The following is a 12,511-nucleotide window of genomic DNA, read 5'->3' as shown; positions in this document are numbered from 1 at the left end:
ATGCCGACCATGAGTCAGACCCATTTCCCTCTGGACGAGAGCAAACTGCCCTTCAAGATCCCCAAGGATGAAAAGCCCCGGGAGAAGATTCTCAAGCTGGGCCAGAAGATCACCGACCGCATCCCGGCCAAGCTGCGCCCCCTCACCGCCGAGGACCCGGAGTACTGGGGACTGGCGGGTCTTGTCACCGACGAGATGGCGGACGTGGCCCTCAAGATGAAGGTACGCAAGCCTATGACCCTGCCCGAGCTGGTCAAGGCCACCGGCAAGCCCGCCGAGGAGCTGGAACCGCTGCTCTATCAGATGAGCTACGTCGGTCTGCTGGAGTACAACTGGGAGAACGAACGCCACGAAAAGCAGTACTTGCTGCCCATGTTCGTGCCGGGCAGCGCCGAGTTCTTCAACATGCAGAAGAGCCAGATCCAGGACCATCCCGAGGTCACCGCCTTCTTTGAGCGGATGACCTTCCTGCCGCTGGAGCACATCACCGCCATGGTGCCCCCGGGAGGCGCGGGCATCGGCATGCACGTCATCCCGGTGGAAAAGGCCATCGAGACTGAGAACCAGTCGGTGGACATTGAGCACATCTCCCACTGGCTGAAAAAGTACGACGGCAAGTATGCCGCCAGTCCCTGCTCCTGCCGTATGTCCCGGGCCCGCATGGGGGAGGGCTGCGGCGATGACCCCGAGGATTGGTGCATCGGTGTGGGCGACATGGCCGACTACCTGGTGGAGACCAAGAAGGGCCACTATGTGGATTACGACGAGGTCATGCGCATCCTCAAGCGTGCCGAGGACAACGGCTTTGTCCACCAGATCACCAACATCGACGGTGAGAACAAGATTTTCGCCATCTGCAACTGCAATGTGAACATCTGCAACGCCCTGCGCACCAGCCAGCTGTTCAACACCCCCAACATGAGCCGCTCCGCCTATGTGGCCCATGTCACCCCGGAAAACTGTGTGGCCTGCGGCCGCTGCGTGGAGTACTGCCCCGCCGGTGCGGTCAAGCTGGGCCAGAAGCTCTGCACCACCCACGGCCCGGTGGAATATCCCCGCCAGGAACTGCCCGACAAGGTCAAGTGGGGCCCCGAAAAGTGGGACATCGACTACCGGGACAAAAACCGCATCAACTGCTATGACACCGGCACCGCCCCCTGCAAGACGGCCTGCCCCGCCCACATTGCGGTGCAGGGCTATCTCAAGATGGCAGCCCAGGGCCGCTATACCGATGCTCTGGCCCTCATCAAGCGGGAAAATCCCTTCCCGGCGGTGTGCGGCCGTGTCTGCAACCGCCGCTGCGAGGATGCCTGCACCCGCGGCACCGTGGACCAGGCGGTGGCCATCGATGAAGTGAAAAAGTTCATTGCCCAGAAGGACCTGGAGGCTTCCACCCGCTATATCCCGCCCATCAATCCGCCTTCCAACCGGGGCGGCTTTGAGGAGAAGATCGCCATCATCGGTGCCGGTCCTGCCGGTCTGTCCTGCGCCTACTATCTGGCCGAGAAGGGCTACCGTCCCACCGTTTTCGAGAAGAACAAAAAGCCCGGCGGCATGCTGACCTACGGCATTCCTTCCTACAAGCTGGAAAAAGACGTGGTGGAGGCCGAGATCGACATCATCCGCCAGATGGGCGTGGAGATCCGCTGCGGCGTGGAGGTCGGCAAGGACGTGACGCTGGATGCGCTGCGCGCCCAGGGCTACAAGGCTTTCTATGTGGCCATCGGCTGCCAGGGCGGCCGCAAGGCCGGTGTCCCCGGCGAGGATGCTCCCAACGTGGTCACCGCCGTGGACTTCCTCCACAAGGTGAACGAGGGGGAGAAGATCGCCCTCAACGGCAAGATCGTGGTGGTAGGCGGCGGCAACGTGGCCATCGACGTGGTGCGCTCCGGCCTGCGCTGCGGCGCATCGGCAGCGGACATGTACTGTCTGGAGGCCCGGGAACAGATGCCCGCCACCCCTGCCGAGATCGCCGAGGCCGAGGAGGACGGCGCCAACGTCCACTGCGGCTGGGGCCCCAAGGAGATTCTGACCAAGGACGGCAAGGCCGTTGCGGTGGTGTTCAAGCGCTGCGTCTCGGTCTATGACGCCGAGGGCAAGTTTGCCCCCACCTACGACGAAAACGACACCATTACGGTGGAATGCGACCATGTATTCCTCAGCATCGGCCAGAGCATCCAGTGGGGCGGCCTGCTGGAGGGCTCTCAGGTAGAGCTGGGCCGCGGCGGCCGTGCGGTGGCCGACGCCCTGACCTACCAGACCGCACAGCCCGACGTGTTTGTGGGCGGCGATGTCTACACCGGTCCCAAGTTTGCTATTGACGCCATCGCGGCAGGCAAGGAGGGCGCTGTGTCCATCCATCGGTTTGTCCAGCCCAACACCAGCATGACCATCGGCCGAAACCGGCGGGATTTCATCCAGCTGAACAAGGACGATCTGGCCCTGGAAAGCTACGATACCACCGCCCGCCAGACGGCAGGCATGGCCGAGGACATCGACTACCACCACTCCTTCCGGGACGGCCATCTCACCTTTACCGAGGAGCAGGTGAAAAAGGAGACCGCCCGCTGCCTGGGCTGCGGCGCCTCGGTGGTGGACCCCAACAAGTGCATCGGCTGCGGCGTCTGCACCACCAAGTGCGAGTTCGACGCCATCCATCTCTTCCGCGAGCGCCCCGAGTGCAGCACCATGGTGCGCAGCGAGGACAAGTTCAAGGCCATTCTGCCCTATATGATCCAGCGGGAATTCAAGATCCGCTTTGGCAAGAAGGGCGACTGATATGCACGAGCTGGGAATTGTCTTTCATATCATCCGCAGCGTGGAGGAGGTGGGCCGCCAGAACGGCGTCAGCCAGGTCAACGCGGTGACGCTGGAACTGGGTGAAGTGTCCGGTGTGCTGGAGGATTACCTTCAGGACTGCTGGAACTGGGCGGCCTCCAAATCGGATATGCTGCGGGGGGCAAAGCTGCAGGTGGTGGTCATTCCTGCAAAGACGCTGTGTGAAAATTGCGGATGCGTCTATCCCACCGTGGCCCACGGCCGCACCTGCCCTGCGTGCGGCAGCGGCAAGACCCACCTGATCCAGGGCAATGAGACCATGATCCGGGATATTACAGTGCCCGAGGAGGAGGAACCGGAACCGCCGGAGCCTCCCGCCGGGACCGCACTGTAAAAATCATAGAAACTGGAGGAATTTTGTATGTTGTTTCAAATTTACGGCGAGAACGCCGGCTGGCAGCTGTTTGGATGGCTGCTGGTGTTCGTAGGGCTGGTCCTCGTCAATGAGCTGGCCCGCCGCACCAAGCAGGGCGGCATTTTCTGCTTCCTGATCCTGCCTGCGGGACTTACGGTCTATTTTGTTGCGGTGGCCGTGGGCGCCGCCATGGGGGCAGACTGGGCGCTGAACAACCCCACCTACCTCTACATGAACAGCTGGTTCCACTATGCCAAGCTCTATGCCGCCACCGTGGGATGCATCGGCTTCATGATGCTCAAGTACAAGTGGGGCGTGGGAAAGACCCACTGGTTCAAGGCCTTCCCCTTTGCCATTGTGGCCATCAATATCCTGATTGCCGTGGCCAGCGACTTTGAGTCCGGTATCCGCGGCGCCATGGCTCTGGCAGAAACCGGCAGCCGCTGGTGGCTGTCCAGCGAGAATGTCTGGCTGTACGGCGGTTGGTGGAACTGGGTCAACGGCATTGCCGGTATCCTGAACATCCTCTGCATGACCGGCTGGTGGGGCATCTACTCCTCCAAGAAACAGCAGGATATGCTCTGGCCCGACATGACCATCCTGTACATCATCGCCTACGACCTGTGGAACTTTGAGTACACCTACAACAATCTGCCCACCCATGCCTGGTACTGCGGCCTGGCTCTGCTGCTGGCGCCCACCTTTGCCAATGCCTTCTGGAACAAGGGCGCCTGGATTCAGAACCGCGCCAACACTTTGGCACTGTGGTGCATGTTTGCCCAGGTCTTCCCCATGTTCCAGGATCAGGGCGTCTTCGCCACCCTGCCGGTCCTCTATGTGGACGGCGTGATGGATGCTGCCACCCATCCCACGGCGGCAGATCCCACCATGCAGGGCGTCATTGCCATCGCGGCACTGGCGGCCAACGTGATCGTGCTGGCCATCATCGTCAAGCGCGCCGTCGAACAGAAGAAGAACCCCTACACCAATGAGATCTTCACCGATCTCAAGGACTTCAAGCTGGCCATGGCCCGCGCCGAAGAGCAGTAAGACGCGCCCCTGCGGCTTGCCGGTGCCTTTTCGAGGCTGAGGCCTTTGAAAGCATGCCGGCAGCCAGGCTGTCCGCCTGAATTTCCAAATGGAAAAGAGAGACTGTTTCTCACAGGAGAAACGGTCTCTCTTTTTGGCATTTTGCAGCCGAAAGCGGTATATGGAGAAATACCGGACGGGGATGGGGATTGAAGAAGCAAAAGCGGGCAGGGAAAAGCCGGGGGCTGGACGCTGTGTTGATTGGGGCAAGGCACAGAAGCGCCTCGCTGCAAGGAGAAAAAAGAGGGATATGTTGCACGAAATATTTTGTCAATCTTTATATTCTTTGTCGATTGACGACAGGGCTCCCTGCATAGTATTCTGGATACAGAAGAAAGAAAGCGCTTACAAAACAAGAGCGGCTGTCGGAAAAGGGGGACGCGGATGTCTGTATCCATTTACGATGTGGCTGCCGAAGCCGGGGTCTCCATTGCCACGGTGTCCCGCATCCTCAACAAAAGCGCGGCGGTCAGTCCCAAAAAGGTGGCGGCTGTCCAGGCGGCCATGGAAAAGCTCCACTTTGAACCCAACCAGTTCGCCCGGGGCCTGGTCAACAAGCAGGCCAACATGATCGGGGTCTATATGCTGGACGGGGATGTTTCGGTGTTTGATTCCACGTACAGCATCGAGCTGCTTAAGGGCATCCAGCGGGTTCTGACCTATCAGGACAAATGCATGACCCTCATCGTGGAACGGCCGGGCTTTTACAAGCGGGCGGGGGGCATCCCCGCCTATCGGGAATATGTGCGCAGCAAGCGCATCGACGGGCTGATCCTCAACGGTCCTCTGCGGGCCATGATGCCCCCGGAGGTGGAGAGGGAACTGCGGGAGATGGATTTCCCGGTGGTCTACATCGGCCGGCAGGAAGAATCCGAGTTTCTCAATGTCTACGCCCATTATGTGGAATACTGCCTGGAGATTCTGGAACATCTGCGGGCAAAGGGCCACACAAACATTATCTATTACGCCATCTCCATGCATGAGAATTATATCCGGCAGGTGAAATCCGTCACCGATACCTGGCAGGACGGCAGCAGGATTTGCTTCCGCCTGCTGCATACCGGCGAGATGTCCCGGGAACAGTACAAAAAGGATCTGCAGAAATACGTCTGCGGGGGAGAGATCACCGCCGTCTGCATGCCGGACTACGACCAGGCCGTGACCATGCTGGGGGTCTGCAATGAACTGCACATCCCGGTGCCGGATCGGCTGTCCATGGTGGCGGTCACCCACCGGATGGACGAGGCCAAGCAGACCTATCCGCCCCTGTCCACCCTGTATGTCCCCGCTGTGGATATGGGGGCCAGCGCCGCGGAACTGCTGCTGCACCGCCTGAACGGGGACGACATCCCCGAGACGGGCATCGAGTACAAACCACGCTATACCGAGCGGGAGTCGGTCAAAGAAATGACCGCCCCGATGACGCCTTGAAAGAAAGGCGTCTCTTTTTGAAAGAAAAATGTAAGCGCTTTCATAAACTTTCAGAATTTTGAAACAACGTGTAAAAGTCAAATTTTTGTTTCAGGGCAAGGGCAAAAAGCGCTGGAAAGACGGAGGTGATACAAGACCCGGGGCAAAAGGGGAAAAACGCACGGCGAACACGTGATCACCACAGCACAAAGCGCGGCAGACCAAAGAAAGCAAAGCATCTGCAAAAATTGTAAAGCAGCCTCCCATGGCTGCACCGGGGCAGGGCGGCTTGCTTTCCGCAGAAAAGCGCGCGGAAAAAACGGAGTGACAAGCAATGAAATGTATCATGGTCATGTACGATTCTCTGGTCCGGGACCTGCTGCAATCGTACGGATGTGACTGGACCAAAACCCCCAACTTTCAGCGTCTGGCCCGGCGCAGCGTGCAGTTTGAAAACTGCTATGTGGGCAGCATGCCCTGCATGCCGGCCCGCCGGGAACTGCACACCGGGCGGCTGAATTTCTTCCACCGCAGCTGGGGACCCATGGAGCCCTTCGACGACTCCATGTCCGAACTGCTGAAAAAGGCGGGCATCTACACCCACCTGGTCAGCGATCATCAGCACTACTGGGAGGACGGCGGCTGCACCTATCACAACCGCTATTCTTCCTGGGATATCTCCCGCGGGCAGGAAGGCGACAACTGGAAGGCGGACCTGAGCTACCAGTACGACAAAAAGACGGTGTTCAAGAACAAGGAAGTCATGCTTTCTTATCCGCCCTACACTGCCATGCTCAGCCATGACCAGGTCAACCGCAACGCTATGGATACCGAGGAAAAAACCTCCCAGGCGGTGACTTTCCGCCACGGCATCGAGTTTTTGGACCGCAACCACGGGGCGGATAACTGGTTCTTGCAGATCGAGACCTTTGACCCCCACGAGCCCTTCTACACGCTGCCCGCCGATCAGGCGCTGTACCCCCACACCTTCCTGGGCGACGCGGCCGCCGAGGCCGACTGGCCGCCCTACGCCCCGGTGGCGGAGGATCAGAACACCATCGACCATGTGCGGTATCATTACGCGGCTCTGGTGAGCAAGTGCGACCGCTATCTGGGCAAGGTGCTGGACAAGATGGATGAGTACAACTTGTGGGAGGACACCATGCTCATCGTCAACACCGACCACGGCTTTTTGCTGGGGGAGCATGGCTGGTGGGGCAAGACCGCCATGCCGCTGTACACCGAGATCTCCCACACCCCGCTGTACATCTACGATCCCCGCCGCAAGGACCTGGCAGGCGCCCATCGCAATGCTCTGGTGCAAACCATCGATCTGGCACCCACCATTCTGGAGTTCTTTGGTCAGCCCATTCCGTCGGATATGCAGGGCAAGCCCCTTACCGGCGTGATGGACAGCGATGCGCCCATCCGCAAGTACGCGGTGTTTGGCTACCACGGCAGCCAGGTGGATGTGACCGACGGCCGCTACCTCTACATGCACTCGGCAGAGCATCCCGATGCCGATGTCTATGAGTACACCCTCATGCCCACCCATATGCGGGCCATGTTCTCCCCCCAGGAACTGCAGGAGGCCGAAATGGTGAAACCCTTCTCCTTCACCAAGGGCTGCCCGGTCATGAAGATCAAGGCAGTCAACCGGATGGGGGACACCACCTCCTTCGGCTCCATGCTGTTCGACCTGGAAAAAGACCCCGAGCAGGCCCACCCGCTGGATGACCCCGAGATCATCGCCCGGATGAAAGGTTATATCCGGGAGTGCATGGAACAGACCGACGCCCCGGCCGAACTGTATGACCGGCTTGGCGTATAATGAAAGGCGGATTGCGGCCTTTTCCACAATTCAAAGGAGGAACCAATTTATGGAACAGCAGACGTATAAAAGAGCATCCTTCGCGGATGTCGTCAAGTACTCCTTCGGCGGCATCGGTTCCAACATGGCGTTCTACCTCGTCATGTCCTACCTGACCTTCTTCTACACTGATATTTTCGGAATCGACACCATGGTGGTGTCGGGACTGATGCTGGTTTCCCGCTTTATCGACGCCTTCACCGATCCCCTCATGGGCATGATCGGCGACCATACCGTCAGCAAGATGGGGCGCTTCCGTCCCTGGATCGTTTTCGGCGCCCCCGTGTTGGGCGTGCTGATCTTCCTGCTCTTTACAGCGCCGGATCTCAGCCCCACCATGAAGATCGTCTATGCCTATGTGGTCTACATTGCCTACTCTCTGGCATCCACTGTGGTCAACATTCCCTATCACGCCCTGACCCCCGTTATGTCGGAAGACCCCCAGCAGCGCACCACCATCGTCACCTGGAAACAGGGCATGGGCACCATTCCTCAGTTCGTCGTCACCGTTATGGCCATCCCCATGGTGGATTTCTTCGGCGGCGGAGCCACCGGCTGGGCTATCTACGGCGCCTTCATTGCCATCATCACCACCATCTCCTTCTGGATCTGCGCCTGGGGCGGCAAAAAGTACGATGTCTGCGATGAAAAGACCATCCAGCAGGCCAAACAGAAAAATAATTTCAACTTTGCCCGCGACATGAAGCTGCTCCTCAAGAACAAGCCCATGATGATGCTCATGATCGCCTTCGGCACCGACGTTCTGGCCAACGCCACCTGCAGCGCCGTCAACGTTTACTACTTCAAATACGTCATTCAGGATATGTCTCTGGTGGCCCAGGTTGCCAACGTCACCCTGTGGACCGGCATCATCGCCATCCCCATGCTGCCCATTCTCACCAAGTGGCTGGGCAAGCGCCGCCTCTTCTGGTGGGGCGAAGCCATCTCCATCATCCCTCTGGCTGTGCTGTGGCTGGTGCCCAATCCCTCCGTCAATCTGATCATGATGATGAGCATGTTCGCCTTCTGGGGCTTCATCTCCAAGTTCCCCAGCTTCCTGGGCTGGGCCATGCTGCCGGAATGCTCCGACTTCGCCGAGTGGAAGTTCGGCCAGCGCGCCGATGGCCTGATGTCCTCCTCCCTGACCTTCGTCAACAAGTTCGGTATGGCCATTGGCGGTTTCATCGCCAGCTTCTTCCTGGGCCTGGTGGGCTTTATCCCCGATGTGCCCCAGTCTGAGGCGGTCTGCAGCATGATCGGTTTCCTGCGTTTCGGCGTGCCCATCCTGGGCTATGTGGCGTCCCTCATCTCCATGTGGTTCTATGAGATCACCGAGGACAAATATAAAGAAATCCGCCGTGATCTGGAGGCCCGCCACGCACAGGCAGAAAAGAATGTATAATGGAATCAACAGAATCCCCGGCGCGGCGATGGACAGATGAAAACTCTGTCCCGCCGCGGTCCGCGGGGCAATGCAGCAAGTAAAAGGAGAATCCATATGAACAGAACCATCCGACAGATGCCTTTGCCCGGCACCCCCGACCCGGCGCCGGAAGCCCGGGAGGCGGAGCATGGGTCTCTGGCGCGCCGGGCGGCCGCCGAGGGCATTGTACTGCTGAAAAATGATGGCGGCGTTCTGCCCCTGGCACCGGGCAGCACCGTTGCGCTGTACGGCGCGGGGGCGGTGCATACGGTCAAGGGCGGCACCGGTTCCGGCGACGTGAACGAGCGTCACAGCGTCACCATCCGGGAGGGCATGGAGGCGGCAGGCTTCCGCATCTCCACAGCCGACTGGCTGGATGCCTATGAGAATGTCTATGCCAAAGCCCGCAGCGACTGGAAACAGACGGTGCTGGACAAATGCGGCGGCACCACCGAAAACGGCATGGCCTTTTTCATGGCCTATTCCACTACGCCCTTCAGCCTGCCTGCCGGTCCGGCGGTGACGCCTTCCCAGGCGGAGACTGCCGTCTATGTGATTGCCCGCATTGCGGGGGAGGGCAGCGACCGCAGCGCCGGCCCCGGGGACTACTGCCTCAGCGATGAAGAACATACCATGCTGGCCGACATCTGCCGCCTGTACAAAAATGTGGTGGTGCTCATCAACGCCGGCGGCGTGGTGGACCTGTCCTTCCTGGATGAGTTTGAAAACATCAAGGGATTGCTGGTCGTCTCCCAGCCGGGCATGGAGGGCGGCAACGCCGTGGCCGATGTGCTGTCCGGCAAGGTGAATCCCTGCGGCAAACTCACCGATACCTGGGCGCTGCACTATGGGGATTACCCCAACGCCGCCACCTACTCCCACAACAACGGCAATGTGGAGGAGGAGCGCTACGAGGAAGGCCTCTACGTGGGCTACCGGTATTTTGATACCTTCGGTATTCCGGTGCGTTACGGCTTTGGCGAGGGTGGCTCCTACACCACCTTCGCCATGGAGGCCGTTCAGCTGCAGACCGACCCCGACGGCAGTGTGACCGCAAAGGTGCAGGTGCAGAACACCGGCGCCGTACCCGGCCGGGAGGTGGTGCAGGTCTATGCATCTCTGCCCCAGGGCCGGCTGGAGAAAGAATTCCGCCGTCTCTGCGCCTTTGCCAAGACGCCGCTGCTGCAGCCGGGGGAGAGCAGTGCGCTGTCCCTGACCTTCACCGCCCGGGACCTGGCCTCCTACGACGAGGCTTCCAGCGCCTGGGTGCTGGAAGCGGGAGATTACGGCATCTATGCCGGACCCTCCCTGGCAGCGGCAAAGCCGGTGGCCCTGCTGCGCCTTTCCGAGGAAAAGATGCTGGAAAAGACCGAAAACATCTGCCCGCTGCAGCAGGAGCTGAATCTCCTCCATTGCCCGGAGGAGCAGCAGGCCAAAAACCGGGCCGCCGTGGCGGAAGCCTTCGCACAGGCTCCGGTCATCAGCTATGACCTGTCGGCAGTGGAGACCCGCGTGGTGGATTACGCCGAGCCTGCCCCTCTGGGGGATGAGGCGGAGGCCATCGCCGCTACCCTGACCACCGAGCAGATGATCGCTCTGGCCACCGGCGATCCCGCCAAGGGCCAGGGGGCCAACCTGGGCTCTGCGGGCATTTCGGTGCCGGGGTCGGCGGGGGAGACAAGCGCCTGCGCCCTGGACCGGGGGGTGGCCAACATCGTGCTGGCAGACGGCCCGGCGGGTCTGCGCCTCAACCAGACCTACTATGTCCGGGACGGCAGGGCACAGCCCATGCCCATGGAGGCAAGCCTGGAACACGGCCTGTTCCTGGAGGACACCGCACCCAAGGGCACGCCCCGGTATCAGTTCTGCACCGCCTTCCCGGTGGGAACGCTGCTGGCGCAGAGCTGGGACACCGACCTGCTGGAGGAGGTGGGCCGTGCCGTTGCCCGGGAGATGGACCGCTTCGGTGTGACTCTGTGGCTGGCCCCCGGCATGAACCTCCACCGCAATCCCCTGTGCGGACGCAACTTTGAGTATTACGCCGAGGACCCCCTCGTCAGCGGCAAAATGGCTGCCGCCATGACCCGGGGCGTCCGGAGCGTACCCGGCTGCGGCACCACCATCAAGCATTTTGCCTGCAACAATCAGGAGGACAACCGCTTCCACTCCGACAGCATCCTGCCTGAGCGGGTGCTGAGGGAGCTCTATCTGCGGGGCTTCGGCATCGCCGTGCAGGAGGCTTCACCCTTCTCCATCATGACCAGCTACAACCTCATCAACGGGGTACATTCCGCCAACAATTATGATCTGTGCACCAGGGCGGCACGGCGGGAGTTCGGTTTTGCCGGTTTCTTCATGACCGACTGGACCACCACCGAACAGGGCCCCGACTGCACCGCCGACGGCTGCATCCGTGCGGGAAACGATCTGGTCATGCCGGGCTGTGAGGGCGACCATGCGGCCATCCGCAAAGCTCTGGAGGACGGCCGTTTGACGGCGGACCAGCTGCGGGGCTGTGTCACCCGTATGATCCGCGTCATCCTGCGTTCCAGCCGCTACGAGAACGCCGGATGCTGATACAAAATTTTAGCCAATAAAGGGCCCCCGGGACTGTGAGAAGGTCTCGGGGGCCTTTGCTGCATTCGGACGGAGGCTTGGGGTCTGTCTTTCCATCAAAGGAAAAAGTATCTGCTGCTCCGCTGTGAATCCGGCGCGTGATGACCCCAAACCGGTCAGTGCCCCATGGTCCAAAATCCCGCACCGGGCGGGCCCGGTGGAGCTGGCCAGCTGCTCTTTCGGGCAGAGCAGCAAGGTCAGCTATCTCCAGATGATTACGGCAGTGGCAGCCATTGTGAACGGGGGCCGGCTGATGGAGCCTTACGTGGTGGCCGAGGCCCGGGATGCGGACGGCGTTCTTCTGTGGGAGAAAGAACCCACCGTAAAGCGGCAGGTCATCTCAGAGGAAACGTCGGAGACCATGTGCCTGCTGATGGAAAACGTTGTGGCCACCGGAACCGGCCAGAATGCTTCGGTAGCGGGATACCGGGTGGGAGGTAAATCGGGTACCAGTCAGAAGCTGGACAGTGAGGACGCCAGCGCCCGCATTGCCAGCTTTGTGGCCGTTGCGCCGGTGGAGGAGCCTCGCCTGGCGGTGCTGGTCTGCCTGGATGAGCCGCACAGCTGGACTACCTCCGGCGGCTCCCTCTCGGCACCCGTCTGCGCCGAGGTACTTGCCAAGGCGCTGCCTTATCTGGGAATCGAACCCCAATACACGGAAGAGGAGCAGCAAAAACTGTTTGCCGAGGTCCCCGATGTGACCGGCTGGCGTGCCGAGGCAGCCTCGCTCAAACTTCAGGAATACGGTCTGACCGCCCACATTGACGGCGACGCCGAGCGGGTGGTGGCGCAATATCCGCTGCCCGGGGTGCAGGTGCGGAAAAATTCGGTGGTTTTTCTGGACACGACGGGAGAGAACGATCCCACGCTGGAAGAGTGATCCCCCGCAAGATCGGCTGCAAAGTCAAAC

Annotated in this window: 8 protein-coding genes; all 8 read left to right on the top strand. The window is 60.5% G+C overall.

Annotation, left to right across the window (positions count from 1 at the left end; genetic code table 11):
• Positions 1 to 9: 9 nt before the first annotated feature.
• The 8 genes from INF35_RS04445 (at position 10) to INF35_RS04410 (ending at position 12,481) form a co-directional block, all read left to right on the top strand.
• On the top strand, positions 10 to 2,778 hold the full coding sequence (locus INF35_RS04445) for an FAD-dependent oxidoreductase (protein WP_193500304.1): 2,769 nt from the start codon (positions 10 to 12) through the stop codon (positions 2,776 to 2,778).
• A 1-nt stretch (position 2,779) separates the two neighbouring features.
• Positions 2,780 to 3,172 (top strand): hydrogenase maturation nickel metallochaperone HypA, encoded by a 393-nt coding sequence (locus INF35_RS04440; protein WP_193500303.1) that lies wholly within the window; start codon positions 2,780 to 2,782, stop codon positions 3,170 to 3,172.
• 27 nt (positions 3,173 to 3,199) lie between these two features.
• Entirely contained in the window at positions 3,200 to 4,243 is a 1,044-nt protein-coding gene (locus INF35_RS04435; protein WP_193500302.1) for a DUF5692 family protein, read from the top strand.
• 423 nt (positions 4,244 to 4,666) lie between these two features.
• Positions 4,667 to 5,713 carry a LacI family DNA-binding transcriptional regulator gene (locus tag INF35_RS04430; RefSeq protein WP_193500301.1) on the top strand — a complete coding sequence of 349 codons (1,047 nt, stop codon included), beginning with the start codon at positions 4,667 to 4,669 and terminating at the stop codon, positions 5,711 to 5,713.
• Positions 5,714 to 6,026: 313 nt separating this feature from the next.
• A complete protein-coding gene (locus tag INF35_RS04425) occupies positions 6,027 to 7,523 on the top strand; it encodes a sulfatase (protein ID WP_193500300.1) in 1,497 nt (498 codons plus the stop codon).
• A gap of 49 nt (positions 7,524 to 7,572) precedes the next feature.
• Entirely contained in the window at positions 7,573 to 8,964 is a 1,392-nt protein-coding gene (locus tag INF35_RS04420; RefSeq protein WP_193500299.1) for an MFS transporter, read from the top strand.
• A 96-nt stretch (positions 8,965 to 9,060) separates the two neighbouring features.
• Entirely contained in the window at positions 9,061 to 11,562 is a 2,502-nt protein-coding gene (locus INF35_RS04415; protein ID WP_193500298.1) for a glycoside hydrolase family 3 protein, read from the top strand.
• 196 nt (positions 11,563 to 11,758) lie between these two features.
• Positions 11,759 to 12,481 (top strand): penicillin-binding transpeptidase domain-containing protein, encoded by a 723-nt coding sequence (locus INF35_RS04410; RefSeq protein ID WP_328740376.1) that lies wholly within the window; start codon positions 11,759 to 11,761, stop codon positions 12,479 to 12,481.
• The last annotated feature ends 30 nt before the right edge of the window (positions 12,482 to 12,511 follow it).

This window comes from Gemmiger gallinarum (assembly GCF_014982805.1).
Lineage (GTDB): Bacteria > Bacillota > Clostridia > Oscillospirales > Ruminococcaceae > Gemmiger > Gemmiger gallinarum.
The sequence above is the reverse complement of the archived record's forward strand: the minus strand, read 5'-3'. Positions and strand labels throughout refer to the sequence as shown.

What these genes read in the sequence shown, in the direction of transcription:
- INF35_RS04430 (WP_193500301.1), top strand. Translation starts at nt 4,667, where the DNA reads ATGTCTGTATCCATTTACGATGTGGCTGCCGAAGCCGGGGTCTCCATT.
- INF35_RS04425 (WP_193500300.1), top strand. Translation starts at nt 6,027, where the DNA reads ATGAAATGTATCATGGTCATGTACGATTCTCTGGTCCGGGACCTGCTG.
- INF35_RS04445 (WP_193500304.1), top strand. Translation starts at nt 10, where the DNA reads ATGAGTCAGACCCATTTCCCTCTGGACGAGAGCAAACTGCCCTTCAAG.
- INF35_RS04415 (WP_193500298.1), top strand. Translation starts at nt 9,061, where the DNA reads ATGAACAGAACCATCCGACAGATGCCTTTGCCCGGCACCCCCGACCCG.
- INF35_RS04435 (WP_193500302.1), top strand. Translation starts at nt 3,200, where the DNA reads ATGTTGTTTCAAATTTACGGCGAGAACGCCGGCTGGCAGCTGTTTGGA.
- INF35_RS04420 (WP_193500299.1), top strand. Translation starts at nt 7,573, where the DNA reads ATGGAACAGCAGACGTATAAAAGAGCATCCTTCGCGGATGTCGTCAAG.
- INF35_RS04440 (WP_193500303.1), top strand. Translation starts at nt 2,780, where the DNA reads ATGCACGAGCTGGGAATTGTCTTTCATATCATCCGCAGCGTGGAGGAG.